Raw genomic sequence first — 17,252 nt, forward strand, 5'->3', positions numbered from 1 at the left:
CTGTTGGCTATATCCGGCGACATGCCTTGTGTCCGCCATCACGAACAGTAAGACGACGGCTCACCCGAGGTCGACGTGCCGCCGGAACGACTTCCCGGTCAGCCACGACCGGTCGGTCTTCGACAGCGAATCGACCTGTTTGAGCCAGTTGCACGCCTCCGCGTAGCTGGCAACGTCGCTGACGTTGGGGTAGTCGGAGCCCCAGACGACCCGCTCGCGACCGAAGGTGTCGAGGAGCCACCGGACGTGGTCGTGCATGTCGGCGTAGGGGAACGCCGAGTCGGACATGTGGACGATTTCCGAGACCTTCACCGCGACCGAGTCGTGTTCCGCGAGGTCGGCGAACCGGCTGAACGTGCCCTCGTCGGTGGGCGTCTCCGGGCCCGCGTGAGCGAAGTGGTCGAACAGGTAGGTGAGTTCGGGATACGACTCGACGAGTTCGAGCGCCTGGTCGAGCTGGCCGTGGTCGCAGAGAATCTGAACCGTAGCGTCGTGTTCGACCGCGGCCTCCCAAAAGGCGGTCTCCTCGACGCTCTCTCGGAGCCACGTCACGCTCGGGTCGAACGTCTCCCACATCCGGTCGTACGGGCAGGCCGCGCCGAGTCGGAAGCCGAAGACGCCGTCGGTCTCCATGCAGCGGTCGAGGCGGTCGACGGCGTCGTCGGCGAACGGGTCGAGCATCACGATGCCGTGGAGTCGGTCGTACTCCGCGGCGACCCGTCGGGTGTACCAGTTGTCCGTCCAGTCGCAGATAGGGTAGCCCACGACGACGGCCTCGTCCACGCCGTTTCGGTCCATATCGGCGAGCAGGCGTTCGGCGGTGTAGACGGTGTGTACGTCGAAGCTGTCCACGAGGTCCAAGATGGGGCCGTTGGTCCACGGGTGTTCCGGACTCGCCGCACCCCACGCGTGGGTATGGGTATCTATCATTACAGTGGACGACGGGCGTTCCCGTACTAAATCTTACCCGCCGAAAAGCTAAGACGGGTGCCACCGAATCGAAGGGCGTATGGCGCGAATCGCGTTCCACCTGGAGATTAAAGACGGCAAGCGAGAGGAGTACCGAACGAAACACGAGAACGTCCCCGAGGCGCTCGAATCGGCCTACTTGGACTCCGACGCCGGACTACAGACCTACAGCGTCTTCGAGAAGGACGGCCACGTCTTCGGCTTCATGGAAGTCGACGACCCGGAAGCCATCCAAGAGGTAATGGACAACAGCGAGGCGCAAGCCGACTGGGCGGAGGTCATGAGCGGCATCACCGTCGAGACCGACGACAGTTGGATGGACGAAGTCTACCGGATGGTCTGACGTTCGAGGGCGAAGAATATCCGGCCATGGCGGAGGATCCGCCATCCACAACGAATTTCTCACCGAGAATACAGCTGGACGAATTACCCCAATCTCGCAGTTACCGCGAGGTAGCGGCGCACAAATAGCCGCATCTCGGCGAAATCGTTCACTCCGGTCCATCCGGATACTCATCCGCCACTGGCGGAAACTCGGTACGGCCCGAGTCGACCGTCGAGCGTCACCCGCTAACAGAGTAGTACGACGACTCGATGTACGCGATTGCCGTCTAAGCGGGTTGTACGGCCCCAATCATTACATCCATATATTTGTAATTTGAAATTGTTTCTACGCGGAGTGCCACGGATATATCTCGGAGCGCAGCTTCGACCGGCCGGACTGAACGACCACCGCGGGAGAGGGCAATGAAAAACACGGTACTGCACCATTTAGGCCTCTACGCGCCGTATCCAGTCGATTCAGTTCTGGAACCGGTGTCAGAAGACCGTCCGGCCATGCCGGATGCCTTTCCGGCGTGAGCGACTGGTCGACCGACTGCGGCTCACCACGACGTGATTGGAACCTCACGGAGCGGTCCCGGAAGCGGGATATCGACCGTCGAATCGGTGTAGTGCGAGAGGTAGAACCCGACGATGATTTCGAGCGAACGGGTCGCCGCGACGCCGGGCGAGTAGTTCTCCGTCGTCCCGTCGAGGAGGTCCTGCACGTGGGCCGCCGCGTTGGCGAACGACCCCTTGTAGTCCGATTCCCACGTCCACGCGCCCTCGATGCCGGGGAGCGGTCGCTCGACGTGTTCGCCGTCTTCGAGCGACCAGTAGCGCCACTCGCCGTCGTCGTTGTTCATGTAGAGCTTGCCCTCGGTGCCGATGAAGCTCAGCGTCATCGACGAGATGTCGCGCGGAATCGTGCAGTCCACGGTGACGAACGTGCCGTCGTCCATGACGACGTGCCCGCCGCCGCCGGCGTCGACGACCGACTCCGTGGCGTCCAGCGCGTCGAGCGCCTCGTTCTCGCCGGTGATGTGCCCGCTCACCCGCGACGCCCGCGCGTCGAGGAGGTAGACGAGCGTGTCGAGGACGTGCGTGGAGTTCCGCATGAGTTCCATCCGGTACTGCGCGCTCACGGACTTCACGTCGCCGAGGATGCCGTCCTCGCGGACGAGGTCGCGGAGTCGTCGAAGCTTGTCCGTGAACCGAAAGGAGTGGTTGATGACGAGTTCCGTCTCGGTCTCGTCGCAGACGGCAACCATCTCCTCGGCGTCGCTGACGGACGACGCGATGGGTTTCTCGCACCAGATGACCGAGGGGTCGGCGGCGGAGCGCGCGGCGTCGACGACGTGGTCGCGGTGGAGGAACGACGGCGTGCAGACCGACACGACATCGAGGTCCTCGGCTTCGAGCATCGCCTCGTGGCCGACGTACCGGCGGTCCGCGGGGATGTCCCACGCCTCGCCGAAGGTGTCCAGTTTCGACTCGTCCACGTCGGCGACGGCGACGAGTTCGATGTCGTCGGTCGCGGCGTAGCCACCCGCGTGACTCGCGTCGATTTTCTCTCTGCCGATGGCCTCCTCGTCGTGCATGCCGAGGATGCCCATCCCTGCGATGCCGCCCGTGCCGATGATGCCTGCGTGGTAGGTCATGGTGTCTTCTGTCGCTCGCGTTCGTTCGTCAATGTTCGCCGGAGCGCATAACTGTGGTGCCGGCTCCGAAAGCGCCGAGAAGGATACCGGGGGTCGAGAGGTTCAGTCGAGCGCGGCCGCGGCCATGAGGAACCAACCCTGCCCGTAGGGCGTGTCCGTCAGGGGTGCTTCGGGACCGCCCGGCGGCCCGGCGACGCGGTTGACTGCGCCGTCCTCGCCGACGACGCGGGAGACGGCCGCGAGTCCGTCTTCGGCGGGTTGGCGGTAGGTCTCCTCGTCGAGGATTCCGAGGTCGATGCCGCGGGCGAACGCGTAGGCGAACATGAGCGTCCCCGACGACTCCAGCGGCGTGTGCGGGTCGTCGACGAGGTTGTGCCAGAAGCCGCTGCCGTCCTGCAGCGGGAGGAGCGCCTCGCAGTGCGACCGGAACAGGTCGATGAGGTCGTCGCGCTTCGGGTGGTCCTCGGGGAGCCGTTCGAGCACGTCAGCCGACGCGGCGGCAGCCCAGCCGTTGCCGCGGGCCCAGAACGCGCCCTGCGGGTAGTGGTTCGGCTGTTCGACCCAGATGTGACGGAACAGGCCCGTGTGGCCGTCGCGGAGGTGCGCGGCGTGAATCAGGATCTGGTCGACCGCCTCGTCGAAGGCGTCGTCGTCGCCCGCGGCCGCGCCGTAGCGGGCGAGGAACGGGCACATCATGTAGACGGAGTCGATCCACAGCGACTTGATGCCCGCGAGTTCGGGGTCGTGGTGGGGGATGCCGCCGTCTTCGGTCCGCTCGAAGGACAGAAGCGACTCGTAAGCGCGCTCGGCCGCCTCGAGGTAGCGGTCCTCGCCCGTGCTGTCGTAGAAGTCGAGGACGCCGTGGCCGATGGCGGTGCTGTTGTTCGTGTTCATGCACTTCTTGACGGTCAGCTCCCAGCTCGCCTCGTACTCGCGGCCGTGGCTGAAAACCTCAATCGGGTAGCTCGGGCCGTAACTCAACTGCCCGGCGTCGTTCTGGGTCGCCACCGCGGTGTCGACGAAGTGCTTCGCGCGCTCGACCGACTCGTCTCCACCCTCGGCGAGCAGGCCGTTGATGGCGACGCCGGCAATCCACGACTGTCCGTCGATGTCCAACGACCGGAGATACGACGCGGCGCGCTGGACTGGTGTAGGCTCGTCTGTTGGCATGAGTACAGTACCCACACGAATACGTGCGAGGATGAAAAATGTATCCCATGGCGTCGCGCCAGCACCTGACGGCGGCCGTGCGCGCCGGTCGGGCAGTCAGTCCGAAACCGAGGAGCGCTCGTTCGTCGCAACGGACACGTTCCCCAGGCGGGAACAAATATATACGGCTCGGGTTCGACTGTCACACCATGAGCCCCCAACCGAACAAACGCCCCGGCCGAACAATCCGCTCGGTCCAGATAGCGTTCAATATCATCGACCTCCTGCAGGAGGAGGCGGGCATCGGGGTGACGCGAATCGCCGACGAGCTCGGCCACTCGAAGAGCACGGTCCACAGCCACCTCCGAACGCTCGAAGAGCGGCGAATCATCGTGCGCGAAGGCGACGGCTACCGTCTCGGTCTGCGCTTCCTCAACGTCGCCTCACACGTCCGCGACCAGATAGGCAACTTCGACATCGTCCAAAAGGAGGTCGACTCGCTGGCCGAGGAGACGGGCGAAATCGTCCAGTTCGGCGTCGAGGAGTACGGGATGGTCTCGTACCTCCACAAGGCGCAGGGCGAACACGCCGTCGAGACGCTGTCGAGGGTGGGAACCCAACAGCCGATGTACTCCACGTCGCTCGGCAAGACGATTCTCGCGTACCTCCCTCCCGAGCGCATCGAGGAAATCGCGGCGGCGATGGAGTACGAACCCAAGACGGCGAACACCATCACCGGACCCGAAGAGCTGTTCGAGGAACTCGAGACCATCCGCGAGCAAGGGTACGGCATCGACGACGAGGAGAACATCAACGGCCTGCGCTGCGTCTCCGCACCGGTCAAGAACGACGAGACAATCCTCGGCGCGATCAGCATCACCGGCCCGTCGAGCCGGTTTACCGAGGACCGCCTGCACGGCGAACTCGCGGACTACGTCCGGAGCGCCGCGAACGTCATCGAACTGAACACGAAGTTCTCCTGAGCGCGCGGGCCCGCGGCTCAGTAGTTCTCGTAGATGGTCTTCACCGACGAGAAGAAGTCGAGGCCGGCGTCGCCCTGCTCGCGGTACGTGTTGGTGGACGAGTCCTTGTAGCCGCCGAAGGGGACGTGGAGTTCGAGACCGGTCGTCTTCTCGTTGATCTTCGCGACGCCCGCTTCGACCTCGTTGACGAAGCGCTTGCCTTCGCTGAGGTCCTGCGTGACGATGCTGGCCGACAGGCCATAGTCAACATCGTTGGCGAGGTCGAGCGCGTCCTCGAAGGAGTCAGCCTTGACGACCGCCAGCACGGGTCCGAAAATCTCCTCTTGGGCGATGCGAGCGTCGTTTTCGACGCCGGAGAACACCGTCGGCTCGACGAAGTAGCCGTCGTCGTAGTCGTCGCCAGAGAGCCGGCTGCCGCCGGCTTCGAGCGTCGCACCCTCCGAAGCGCCGATGTCGATGTATTCGAGCGTCGAGGACAGTTCGTTCTCGGAGACGTGCGGGCCCATGTCGGGGTCGTCGAGCCCGTCGCCGACGACGAGCGACTCGGCGTAGTCGGAGATGGCCGCGACGAACTCGTCGTACACGTCCTCGTGGACGATGGCGCGCGAGGTGGCCGTACACGACTGGCCGGTCGTGCCGAACGCGCCGACGCCGACGGTCTCGGCGGCGTCTTCGATGTCCGCGCTGGGCATCACGACGGTCGGGTTCTTCCCGCCCATCTCACACTGGACGCGCTTGAGGTCGACCGCGGCCGTCTCGGCGACCATCGTCCCCACGGCGGTGCTGCCGGTGAAGGAGACGCCGTCGATGCGCTCGCTCTCGATGAGCGGGCCGCCGACCTCGCTGCCGGAGCCGGTGATGGTGTTCGCCACGCCGGCCGGGAGGCCCGCGTCGTCGAGGCATTCGAGGACAATGGAGACGACGCCCGGAGCTTCGGACGCCGGCTTGAGGACGACCGTGTTGCCGGCGGCGAGCGCCGGGGCGAGCTTCCAGACCGGAATGGCGATGGGGTAGTTCCACGGCGTGATGAGCGCGACCGTGCCGAGGGGTTCGTGCTTCGTGTAGAGGTCCTTCCCGGGGGCGCTGGCGGACTTGACGGTGCCGCCGAAGTCCCGGGCCTTCGCGCCGTAGTAGTGGAAGATGTCGATGGCGCGCTGTACCTCGCCGCCCGCCTCGGAGCGCGTCTTGCCCTCCTCGCGGACGAGCACCTCGGTCGCCTCTTCTTTCCGCGCTTCGAGGTTGTTGCCGGCCTCGCGGAGAATCGCGCCGCGGGACGGGCCGGGTGTCGACGCCCACTCGTCCTGCGCGGCGACAGCCGCGTCAAGCGCCGCCTCGACGTCCGCTTCGGAGGACGCTGGGTGGATGCTGACGACTTCGCCGGCCGCCGCGGGGTTCGTCACTTCGAACGTCTCTCCCGACTGGGAGTCGGTCCATTCGCCGTCGATGAAGTTACCGTAAGTTCTCGACATACGAGTTAGCCATGCACACCCATCACTAAGTAAGCTTCTCATGCCGAGCGGCGACGCCCACCGCGCGCTCGTGACCGTCGCAAGGCGTGAGCGAAGCGAATTTGGAGCGTTCAGAAGGATACCGACGAGGCGCGACCGCCTCAGAGCAGGAACTGAAGGACGACGAAGAGCGTCGCGACCGAGACGGCTGTCGTGGCGAACACGTTCATCGACGCGAGGTCGGCGTCGCCACCGAGTTCGTTCGCGTAGACGAACGACGAGACGGCGGTCGGCGTCGCGAGCATCGTCACGCCGGCCTGGACCGTCGTCCAACTCGATGCGAACGTCGAGAACACGGCGAAAGCGAGGAGCGGCATCAGAACGACCTTGCTGCCGACGACGGCCCCGACGGTGCGGAAGTCGAACGACTCAGTGGAGATAGTGAGCGACGCGCCGATGGAGAGCAGTGCCACGGGGAGGGCGAGCGAGGCGAGCGCGTCGAGGCCCGTCAGGAGGACACCGGGGACGCCGAGGCCGAGCCCGGAAAAGGAGAGGCCCAGCACGAGTGCGGGGATGACCGGCGTCTTGAGCACGCCGACAAACTCCTCTCTGAACGATACGTCAGCGCCGTTGACGAGGACAAGGACGGTGATGGTCAGCGGGACGTGCGTGAGCGCGCCGACGCCGAGGATGACGGCCGCTTTCGCCGACGCCAGCGACCCGAACGTCGAACTGACGAGCGGGAGGCCGAGGAAGCCGAGATTAGAGTAGTACGACTGGACGATGGCGACGCTGCGAACCGAGTCCGGCGACACCCGGCGGTGGACGACCCACCCGACGGCGAGCATCGTAAAGAGGACGAGCCAGAAGCCCAGAAGGAGCGTCGGCTCGATGACCTCGCGAATCGGTTGGTCGTACGTCGAGGTGAACACGAGCGCGGGGAGCGCGAAGGCGAACGCGAAGAACGTGAGTTTGTCGCGACGGCTACTGTCGAGGAGACCGAGACGCTTCGCTAGCGCCCCGAGGCAGAGCACCCCGAGCATGTAGCCCAGATTTGCGGCGACGGTCATACCCTTCCATCGAACAGGGGGGTCCTTCCGTGTTACGCTCGCGGAGATTCCGTTCGGGTAATTCGACCACGAGAGCGCCTGAGTCGCGCATATCCCGGTTAATCGTCCATGAGGGATTCGAGCTCGCGCGCGAGGCGCTCGCCGATGCGAATCATCGCGTCGTCGCCGGGGTGAACGAGGTCGGTCGTCATCCCGCTGGCGGTCGGCAAGAGGTCGGGCCCCTCGACGAGATGGACGTTGTCGTAGCCGCACTCGGCGACCACGTCGCGGAGGTGCTCGCGGAACGTCTCGGAGAGCGTCGCTTCCTCGTGGTCACGCTTGTACTCGCGCACGTGCGGGAACAGCGTGATGCAGGCGACGGGTTTCGTCGGGTTCGCCGCGGCGACGGTCTCGACCATGTCCGCGGCCCGTTCGCGGAACTCGTCGGGCGAGAACCGACCGACCATATTCACTGAAAGCGAGAGCGTCGCCACGTCCCAGTCGTCGCGGGCGGCGATGTGCTCGGCCATCGCGGGGTCACAATAGGCGGTCCCGCAGGAGCCGAGGTTTATCGGGTCCGCGCCGAGCCGCCGGGCCGTCTGGTTGACGTACGTGAGCATCTCCGCCGACGGGTCCTCTCCCTCCGTAATCGACGTGCCGTACGCGAGGTATCGGAGACTGGGAACTTCGTCGGCAGTCGGCGGCCGCCGCGCGCCCTCGACGTCGTGGTAGTAGATGTGGCCGCCGCGGTGGTCGCCGGGGAAGATGAGTCGGCACACCTCGGGCGCGTAGCGCATCTCGCCGGTGGCGTCGGGGTCGAGGTCGGAAAGCGACTCCGGAGGAGACAGTTCGACCGTCTTCGGTTCCGGCCCGAGCGTGAACTCCTCACCTGTCGCCTGAAAATCCCCCCAGAACGGACGAACGAGGCTGTCGCGCTCCTCGGAAGAGAGCGTGATGCGGACCGTCTCCGCCTCCGGGACGAACCGAATCTCGGTCCCCGCCGGGTGGGACATCCGCGTCTGCGCGCCGGTGTTCAGGCCGCTCCTGACCGCCTCCGGAACGCGGAGCAATCGAAGACCCTCACGGGGTCGAACCCGTTGGAGCGCCCTGACGTTGTGGAACTGAATGTCGTCGTGCTGGATATCGTCGTGCTGCATACCGTGTGAGTCTCGCACACGCCACACCTACTTATCGCTACCTCCGGCGACCGACGCGCGGCGATGGGCGCGACGAAACTGGACGGAGACTGACGCCGAATTGGCATCGTCGGTTCCCGAGGCGGGAAGATTACAGACATATGTTTGTAATGTATCGACGGCTATAGCGCCGAATTCGCGCATTCGCCGTGTGGGACGCACAGCCGACCAATACCTCAAACCACCTAAACGCCATCATAAGCCCACTTAGAGCCTCAAACTCCCGAGTTCGCCACCGGGGAACGTGAAACCCATCCAGAGTGAAGGATTGGGCACAATTCGCCGAATCTTCGTTCCCCACCGGCGAACAAAATGGAGTGTGACGCCGATCTCGTGCGGTCAATCTCGGGGATATAGTCGCTCAACTGCCGGAAGTGAGGGTGTATCGCGATTGTTGTGGGTCGGTAGTCCGGTGAGACACGAACGGATCAGTGAGACGTGGAAATGTCTCAACAGCGGAGCGAGGGAACCGCGAGGCGGCGAAGAATGGGTGGGACGCTTCCGACGGATGTCGTCGAGCGGCGTCAGACAGGTGTGGTGAGCGTGGTCAGTCGGTGTCGGTGCGGTCGGAGCCGTCGGTTCGTGCTCCGGTCGCAGTCGTCGGTTCAGTCGATGACGCGGGCGATGCCGTCGTCGAGTTCCTCGTACAGTTCCTCGGCGCGGCGCTCGTCGCCGGCCGACAGCGGGCGGATCGGCTCGCGGACGTTCCCCCCGTGCAGGCCGGCCAGTTCGAGCCCCTTCTTCACCACCGGGACGCTTATCGCGCCGGGGAGGTCGTTGTCCTGGCCCGTCTCGCCGCGGAGGTCTTGGAACGGAAGCGTCAGGTCGCGAATCTCGCGGGCGAGCGCCCAGTTCTCCTCGGAGAGCGCCTCGAACAGCGCGAGACCGATTTCCGGGCGGAAGTTACTGACGCCCGCGGAGAATCCCTCGATACCCTCGTTCCAGAACGAGACGGCGAAGGGCTCCGCGAGGCCGTCCACCCAGACCACGTCGTCGTCCGCGGCGGCGACGGCGGAGCCGAGTTTGACCGGGTCCTCGATGGCGTACTTGACGCCGACGACGCCCTCGATGCGCGAGAGGTCGCGGAGGAAAGAGACCGAGGGGTCGAAGCCGCGGACGTAGGGAACGAGCGGCGTGTCGGTCGCGGCGTCGAGTTTCTCGTAGTAGCGGAGTAGTCCGCGCTCGTGGACGTAGGTGTGGTCCGGCGGCATGACCATCATCGCGTCCACGCCGATGCGGTCGTAAGCTTCCATCAGGTCGGTCGCGGCCTTCGTCGACCCGCCGACGCCGGCGAGGACGCAGGCGCTGTCGGGGAGTGCTTCGACGCTCGTCTCCGTCACGTCGACGCGCTCTTGTTGGGACAGCGAGTGATATTCGCTGATGTTCGCGGCCGCGAGGAACGACGAGATACCGTCGCCGGAAAGCGACTTCGCGTTGGCTTCGAGTTTGTCGTGTTCTATCTCCAGGTCGTCGTCGAACGGCGTAAGCAAGCCGACGGCGACGCCACGGAGACGACTACGTACACGGTCGTCTGCGAGTGGCATGGTAGAGTCAATCTTGGTCAACCCTGATAAAGCCATCGTCAGTCCCGAATCCGGTGTTCGCGGGCGAGATCGCCCGTGAGTTACGTCATTGGGACACAGTAGTCAGGCTTCGCGACCGGACGACGGGGACGACACGGAGGGGGTTCACCGCGGGCGGGGACTCGGCGCGAAGTCGGATTTCGCGGTCACCCATCAATTTATTACGATTTGGTCAGAGTGGATTCGTATGGACGTCTTGATGACCGGCGTCTATGGCCGGTGCGGCACCGCAGTCATAGACCACCTGCACGACGACGACGCCTACGACTTCACGTACTTCAACCGCTCCGACCGACCCGACGACCACCCCTACGGCGGCTACGACACCGTCGTCGGTGACGTGTCCGACTACGACGCACTCAACGACGCCGCGGAGGGACAGGACGCCATGATTCACATGGCGGCGTACCCCTACACCGACGGCACGTGGGAGGACATCTTCGAGCCCAACATCATCGGGATGTACAACGCGCTCGAAGTCGCCCGCGAGAACGAGATTGAATCGTTCGTCTTCCTCTCGACCAACCACGTCATGGGCGGCTACGAGGACGAGTTCTCCCCCGAGATTTACGAACCGGGTCACGGCCTCGTCATCGGTCACGACGACCCCGTCCGCCCCGACTCGTTCTACGGCGCGTCGAAGGCCTACGGCGAGGACATGGGCCGGTACTACGTCGAGAACTACGAATACCCCAAGCAGTTCTACGCCCTCCGGGTGTGCAGCGTCCGGATGCCGGAGTACGACCACCCCTATGGCGACGCCGAGCAGGCCGTCGAGAACGGCGAGTTCGAGCGCGGGAGCGCCGAGTATGAAGAGACCGTCGGGCGCATGAAGGCGATGTGGCAGTCCCGCCGCGACTTCGCCCACGAAATCGACTGCTGTCTGCAGGACGACGACGTCGAGTTCGGCATCTTCAGCGGCGTGAGCGACAACCAGCGCCGGTGGTACGACCTCGAACACGCCCGCTCGCAGATCGGCTACCACCCGCAGGACGACGGCGAGGAGTGGGACAGCCCGCCGGAGTAGTCCCGAAGTCCGAGCCACGTCCCGCTGTCTGTCCCGTCTGTTCCGTTTTCGATTCTTCCGTCGACGCGTCGTCGCTGACGCAAGCGAATCTGATTCTGCAATTAAATTTATGTACGTTTGTTAAAAACGGATTCGTGGGTATGAAAGACACACCCACAGCTAGCGATTCGAACGGAGCCTCGCTCACCAGACGAACCGCGCTCGCGCTCCTCGGCGGCACCGGCGTCGCGGCGCTGTCCGGCACCGCGGCCGCCCAGTCCGATGAGGAACGCGACGGCGACGGCGAAGAGAACCGCGGGGACGGTCCCGGAAACGACGGAAAGCCGTGGAATCGCGACGTCGACGCGAACGGCAACAGTCTGTATAACCTCGCGTCGCTCGACGTGGACCACGTGTACACCTCGGCGCGCGACGCCGACGTTATCGTCTGGAAGGACGACGACGGGACGTTCCACGCGGACGGCGCGGACGGCGAAGTCGCGTCGGGCGACGGCGTCGTACCCGTCGCGCAGGCGGCCGTCGACAGCCTCACCGAGGGGCGGACGTGGAACGAGAAGGTGCTCATCGCCTCGCCCGGCGAGATTACGGGCGGGGACGGCAGCCTCGAACTCCCGAGCTACACGACCCTCGACGCGCCGGTGACGCTCTCGATTCCCGACGGGGAGTCGGTGCCACCGGTCGTTCGGGCCGTCGGCGCGGAACACATCGAAGTGGAATCCCTCGTCGTCGAGGGACCGGCGTCGATGGGTATCCGACTCACCAGTTGTTCGAACGTCCGCCTCGGCGACATCCGCATCACGGGCGTGACGAGCGATGGCATCCGCATCGACGGCCGGGGGGACGCGCCCCGGTCGACCGATATCCAGATGGGGCAGATATACGTCGAGGGGAACGGCCACCACGGCGTCGAGACCTACGGCGTCGACCGCATCCAAATCGAGCAGGTCGTCGGCAACGACCCCGCGAGCTGCGTCGTCCTCCTCAACGACACCGTCGACGCGACGGTGAACAGCGTCGTCGGCCTCGAACCGGGCGGTCCCGCGGGCTACGCGACGTTCCGCGTCGCCAACGGTGCACACGACGTGACGGTCGGCGAGGTCGTCAGCCGCGGTGGCAACCGGGGCGTCTTCGGCGTCTCCGAGTGTTACGACATCACCATCGGCCACGTCAACATCGAGGGCGCGGAGGACCAGGGCATTCTCATCCAGAACTGCCGGGACTTCACCGTGCAGGGCGGCGTCGTCAAGAACACGAACGGCGACGGCGTCCGCATCGACTCGCGGAACGACGGCGAACAGCTTCCCGCGGAAGGTATCTCGGTTAGCAACCTCCGCGTCTACGACGACCGCGACGAGCCAAAACAGACGTGGGGCATCCTCGAAACCGGGCCGGCGTGCAACCACAACCGCATCGTCAACAACGACGTGCGAGGCGGCGGGACAACCCGGAACATCGGGATTTTCTCGAACACGACGGTCGTTCGGGACAACGTCGGCGGCGGCTTCGCCGACGGCGAGGTGACGCTCTCGGCCGGCGAGTCGCCCGCGGCCCGCGTCGAGGGCGTCAGCGAGTTCCCCGACGTGACCATCCCGGGGAGCGTGGACGAGCCGGAGGACTTCGAGGCGTCGGCGCTCTCGGTCCGCGCGAAGCCCGCATCGACCGGGTCGTCGGAGACGTACGCGTGGGAGAGCTACGTGGAGTGGAACGGCTCCGCCGGGAGTTGGGACCTCGTCTTCGAGTGGCGCACCGACCCCGGCGTCGACGTGACGCTCGACTACGTCGTGGACAAGACGCGCTGAACGGAGTGTCGAAACCGGCGACCGACTACTCGCCGACTACTTGGCTCGGGGCTGGTGGCCGGTAACTGACGACCGCTCGCGACGCGGTCGATGGGTCCGAAAAACGGGGGCGACGGGTCAGACCGCCGCGGGGACGCTCACTCGGTGTGAAGCGTGACGTAGCCGTCGAAGTTGAGAATCACGAACTGCGCGAGGTCGCCGAACAGCGCCTTCCCGGTCGGCGAGCGGTTCCGGCCGAGGATGAACACGTGGTCCGCGCCCTCCGCTTCTGCGACTTCGATGACCGTCTCGGCGCGCTCTTTCTCACTCGCGATTCGCGGGACGATTTCGTAGGACACCTCGTCGTCGGTCCCGAAGACCGCTCGGGCGACTTCCTCGGCGTCGTTCATCGCACCCTTGAACGCGTCCTGTTCCGTGTACGACGTGTGCTCGACGTCGCCGATGGTGTCGAGGACCTCCTGGGTCTCCTCGAACTCGTCTTCGGTGAGCGTGACGAGGAGGACGAGGTCGGCGTCCGCGCCGAGCGCGTGTTCTCTGGCCTCCCGGAGGAGGTCCGCGTGCGAGTCAGTGTTCTCGATGAGTACTAATCCTCTGTCCATGCACCTGCATTTCGTCTCGTCTTATCTAAGTCTACCGCAGGAACAGACGGCGCGGGCGGGGTTGGCGGGAGTACGAGCCACCGGCCCGTGCACCTTCTCCCCCGCGTGCGACGCTCGACTCGTCGCCTGGTGGAGCAGTCGCCCGGCGGCAGTATACTGAAATACACCGCGGTACTCTACGTAGGCATGCCCGAAACGAGTCTCGCCGACGTGCTCCGCGACTACGAGACCCGGATGAAGTTCGTCCTCGTCATCTCGCTGGCCTCTATCGTCCTGCTACTCATCTCGCTTCCGTCTATCGAACCGGGGACGACGACCCACGCGCTCGTCTATCTCCAACTGACGACGTTCGGCGGGTTGGCGGTCGCGATGCTCGGCCTGCTCTTGTGGACGACCAGAAGCGGGTGAGAGACGTTCATCGAACCCTGACAGTCAGGAATTACAACGAGGATAGTTATTTTCTCTGGCACGGCCAGTATGGACAAATCCAGTATCTATATTAACCGGGAGTATCATGATAGATGATACCGCATGGCTGGAAAACGTTCAACCAACTGGAAGAGACGAGACCTTATCAAATACGGGGCGGTCGCTGGCACAGCGGGACTGGCTGGCTGTTTCGATAGCTCGGGGCAGACGACCGAAGACGGCAGCACCGAAGACGGCACGGACAGCGGTACGAGCACTGAGGGCGGCGCGACCATCGCCGACGACACTCTCGACTACCCCGCGGGCCGACCCGCGACGGACGTGCAGTTCAACCGCTACAGCCTCGGCAACTACGCGCACACCCTGCAGGACCAACTGTTCGAGGAAGTCGCGCGCGGCTACGCCGACGGGACGGTCCGACCCGACCTGCTCGAAGACATGAGCGTCGACGGGCGGACGCTCACGCTGACGTTCCCCGAGGGGTTCAAGTGGTGGAACGGCGACGACCTGACGGCCGAAGACTACTACATCGGCCTCGAAATCGACCGCCTGCAGTCGCCTGAGCAGTCGCCCATCGAGAGCAACACGCTCGTGGACGACTACACCATCGAGCGGACGTTCAAGACGGCCGTCTCGCCCAACCTCATGAAGGCGAACGTCGCCGAGACGTTCGTCAACACCCCGCGGTCGGTCTACCGCGAATACCTCACGCGCTACGAGGAAGCATCGAGTGACAGCGAGCGCGAGAGCGTGACGAGCGACCTCCTCGACATGAGCATCACCACCCAACAGCTCATCGACGAGGGACTTGGCAACGCGCTGTACCGCGTCACCGGCTTCAACTCCTCGGAGACCATCCTCGAGAAGTTCGAAGATCACCCGTACGCGAGCCGCACGGACATCCCGAACGTCCGCATCATCCCCGAGACGACCTCCGACGTGGAGTCGCTGTCGGTGAACGACCAACTCGACATGAACCCCGACGTGCTCATGTCGGAGTCCCAGCAGTCCCGGTACCCGGACAACATCGAGAACGTCTACCGGCTCAACTGGTTCCGCACCCAGAAGTTCACGTTCAACTTCAAGAACGAGCACATCGCGAGGCTCCCCGTCCGACGCGCCATCGTCAACGCGGTGGACTTCGAGTCGATGGTCGCCGCGATGCGACAGGCCGGAACTGTCGGCGCGCCCGCCGAGAACCAGACGGCCCTGCGCTCGACGATTCACGAGGAGTACCTCGGCTCCGACTTCGTCGACCAGCTCATCGACTACCCGGTCGGCAAGGACCTCGAAACCGCGACGCAACTGCTCGAAGACGCCGGCTACACCAAGGAGAACGGCACGTGGGTCGACCCCGACGGCGAGTCCTTCACGTTCACCGTCCTCACGCAGAACAACAACACCCAGGTGCAGGCCACGAAGGTCTTCAACGACCAGCTCAACGCGTTCGGCATCCAGACGAAGATTAGCACGGTCAGCTCGACCGACTACTACCAGCGCCTCCAAACGTACGAGGCAGACATCTTCTGGATATGGCACGTCGCGAAGGCGCTGTGGCACCCGACGGCGTACTTCTCGAACAACTTCTACGGCATCGAGGTCGGCGACCCCTCCAGCGGGAACGAGACCGGCCCGACGGGCAAGCCCTTTACGACGACCATCCCGAGCGAGGTCGGCGCGACCGAGATTTCGGGCAGCGGCAAGGAGATTCAGCCCGCACAGCTGATGAACGACCTGCCAAACTCCGAGTCTGCAGAGCAGGTCAAAGAGCGGACCCGCGACCTCGTCCAGTGGTTCAACTACGCGCTTCCCGACTTCGTCTTCGTCGAGGAAGACTCCGGCTACTGGGGCGACACGCAGGACTTCTCCATGCCGACGGGCGACGACTACGAACTCAACACGAACCGACCGGGCGAGTTCTCGTTCAAGAACGGATGGATTAGCTCGAACTCGGAGTAAGGTGAGACGGCACCCCCAACGGGCTTAACCACCACAATTAAGCCCTCTCACGCTAGAAGCCAAACTATTAATAATGACACCAAAGTATTTGTTGAAACGTCTCGGGCAAGCGATACTGACGTTTCTCGTCACGATGACGGTCTCGTTTCTGCTGTACCAAGCCATGCCGGGTGGTCCGACGGAGGCGATGCGGAGCGTGATTCTCTCGCAGAGCGGCGGGAGCGTCGACATCGACCGACTGAACAGGATGATACAGCTCTACACGAACGTGAATCCGGACCAGCCGATGCACGTACAGTATTTCAACTACGCGTCTGACGTGATTCTCCGGCAGGACCTGGGCACTTCGTTCTTCAAAAACGAGAAGGTCACGACGCTCATCATGCAGCGCATCCCGTGGTCGATGTTCATCAGCGTCTACGCGCTCGCGCTGGGCTACTCGCTGAGTATCTTCCTCGGCGTGATGACGGCCTACCGCGAGAAGTCGCGGTTCGACTCCACGGTGTCATCTCTCATCATCGGACTCAACTCGATTCCGTACTACATCGTCGGCGTCGTACTCATCTACTTCCTCGCCATCCAGAACAACTACTTCCCGACGGGCGGCCGAATCGGCTCGGGAATCGCGGCGGGGTACAACCCCGAGTTCATGCTCAGCCTCGTGAAGCACGCGGCGCTCCCGGCGATTTCGATGGGCGCGCTCGCAACCTCCGGGGCGCTCGCCATGCGCGGCAACGCGATTCGCGTCCTCGGTGAGGACTACATCCGCGTGGCACAGCTCCGCGGGCTCCGCGAGACCCGCATCGCCACGCAGTACCTCGGGCACAACTCCATCCTCCCGATGTACACGCAGTTCATGATCGGCATCGCCGGCGTCTTCAGCAGCGCCGTCATCGTCGAGGAGGTCTTCGCGTACCCGGGCATGGGCCTCCTGATGTTCGAGGCGGTCAAGACGCAAGACTACCCGCTGTTGATGGGCACGCTCATCGTGTTCACGGCGATTTCGCTGACCGCCATCTTCATCGCCGACCTCACGTACACGCTCATCGACCCGCGCATCTCGGTGGGTGAGGAGTAACT

Annotated in this window: 15 protein-coding genes; 7 read left to right on the top strand and 8 right to left on the bottom strand. The window is 64.4% G+C overall.

Going from position 1 to position 17,252, the window contains the following annotated elements; genetic code table 11:
• Positions 1–60: 60 nt before the first annotated feature.
• A complete protein-coding gene (gene rhcC / locus NKF06_RS00950; RefSeq protein ID WP_253244234.1) occupies positions 61–930 on the bottom strand; it encodes an L-rhamnono-1,4-lactonase in 870 nt (289 codons plus the stop codon).
• Between the two features lie 79 nt (positions 931–1,009).
• Here rhcC and NKF06_RS00955 point away from each other — a divergent pair, with 79 nt between their 5' ends.
• On the top strand, positions 1,010–1,312 hold the full coding sequence (locus NKF06_RS00955) for an L-rhamnose mutarotase (RefSeq protein ID WP_004061665.1): 303 nt from the start codon (positions 1,010–1,012) through the stop codon (positions 1,310–1,312).
• A gap of 541 nt (positions 1,313–1,853) precedes the next feature.
• Here NKF06_RS00955 and NKF06_RS00960 read toward each other — a convergent pair.
• Both NKF06_RS00960 and NKF06_RS00965 read right to left on the bottom strand, forming a co-directional pair.
• Positions 1,854–2,951, bottom strand: coding sequence for a Gfo/Idh/MocA family oxidoreductase (locus tag NKF06_RS00960; RefSeq protein ID WP_253244235.1), 1,098 nt, complete (start codon positions 2,949–2,951; stop codon positions 1,854–1,856).
• Positions 2,952–3,053: 102 nt separating this feature from the next.
• Positions 3,054–4,121, bottom strand: a complete 1,068-nt coding sequence (locus NKF06_RS00965) for a glycoside hydrolase family 88 protein (RefSeq protein ID WP_253244236.1) — start codon at positions 4,119–4,121, stop codon at positions 3,054–3,056.
• A 188-nt stretch (positions 4,122–4,309) separates the two neighbouring features.
• On the opposite strand from NKF06_RS00965, the gene NKF06_RS00970 reads away from it, so the two are divergent.
• Positions 4,310–5,083, top strand: coding sequence for an IclR family transcriptional regulator (locus NKF06_RS00970; protein ID WP_253244237.1), 774 nt, complete (start codon positions 4,310–4,312; stop codon positions 5,081–5,083).
• 17 nt (positions 5,084–5,100) lie between these two features.
• Here the strand turns inward: NKF06_RS00970 and NKF06_RS00975 are convergent, their stop codons facing one another.
• From NKF06_RS00975 to NKF06_RS00990, 4 genes are all read right to left on the bottom strand, one after another.
• Positions 5,101–6,552: an aldehyde dehydrogenase family protein gene (locus NKF06_RS00975; RefSeq protein ID WP_253244238.1), complete on the bottom strand. Its 1,452-nt coding sequence runs from the start codon at positions 6,550–6,552 to the stop codon at positions 5,101–5,103.
• A 140-nt stretch (positions 6,553–6,692) separates the two neighbouring features.
• Positions 6,693–7,601, bottom strand: a complete 909-nt coding sequence (locus NKF06_RS00980) for an AEC family transporter (protein WP_058828523.1) — start codon at positions 7,599–7,601, stop codon at positions 6,693–6,695.
• Positions 7,602–7,699: 98 nt separating this feature from the next.
• A complete protein-coding gene (locus NKF06_RS00985; RefSeq protein ID WP_058828524.1) occupies positions 7,700–8,737 on the bottom strand; it encodes a GDSL-type esterase/lipase family protein in 1,038 nt (345 codons plus the stop codon).
• A 644-nt stretch (positions 8,738–9,381) separates the two neighbouring features.
• Complete coding sequence (locus tag NKF06_RS00990) at positions 9,382–10,320, bottom strand: dihydrodipicolinate synthase family protein (RefSeq protein WP_082677758.1); 939 nt, start codon at positions 10,318–10,320, stop codon at positions 9,382–9,384.
• A 226-nt stretch (positions 10,321–10,546) separates the two neighbouring features.
• On the opposite strand from NKF06_RS00990, the gene NKF06_RS00995 reads away from it, so the two are divergent.
• A complete protein-coding gene (locus NKF06_RS00995; protein WP_253244239.1) occupies positions 10,547–11,386 on the top strand; it encodes an NAD(P)-dependent oxidoreductase in 840 nt (279 codons plus the stop codon).
• Positions 11,387–11,526: 140 nt separating this feature from the next.
• A complete protein-coding gene (locus NKF06_RS01000) occupies positions 11,527–13,185 on the top strand; it encodes a right-handed parallel beta-helix repeat-containing protein (RefSeq protein ID WP_253244240.1) in 1,659 nt (552 codons plus the stop codon).
• Positions 13,186–13,322: 137 nt separating this feature from the next.
• On the opposite strand, the gene NKF06_RS01005 is transcribed toward NKF06_RS01000, so the two are convergent.
• A complete protein-coding gene (locus NKF06_RS01005) occupies positions 13,323–13,784 on the bottom strand; it encodes a universal stress protein (protein WP_253244241.1) in 462 nt (153 codons plus the stop codon).
• A gap of 186 nt (positions 13,785–13,970) precedes the next feature.
• Here NKF06_RS01005 and NKF06_RS01010 point away from each other — a divergent pair, with 186 nt between their 5' ends.
• The 3 genes from NKF06_RS01010 (at position 13,971) to NKF06_RS01020 (ending at position 17,250) form a co-directional block, all read left to right on the top strand.
• Positions 13,971–14,192 (top strand): hypothetical protein, encoded by a 222-nt coding sequence (locus NKF06_RS01010; RefSeq protein WP_253244242.1) that lies wholly within the window; start codon positions 13,971–13,973, stop codon positions 14,190–14,192.
• Between the two features lie 123 nt (positions 14,193–14,315).
• Complete coding sequence (locus NKF06_RS01015; RefSeq protein ID WP_058828529.1) at positions 14,316–16,172, top strand: ABC transporter substrate-binding protein; 1,857 nt, start codon at positions 14,316–14,318, stop codon at positions 16,170–16,172.
• A gap of 73 nt (positions 16,173–16,245) precedes the next feature.
• Positions 16,246–17,250, top strand: coding sequence for an ABC transporter permease (locus tag NKF06_RS01020; protein ID WP_233194390.1), 1,005 nt, complete (start codon positions 16,246–16,248; stop codon positions 17,248–17,250).
• The last annotated feature ends 2 nt before the right edge of the window (positions 17,251–17,252 follow it).

The organism is Haloferax sp. AB510, from assembly GCF_024136985.1.
In the GTDB taxonomy this organism is placed as follows: Archaea; Halobacteriota; Halobacteria; order Halobacteriales; family Haloferacaceae; genus Haloferax.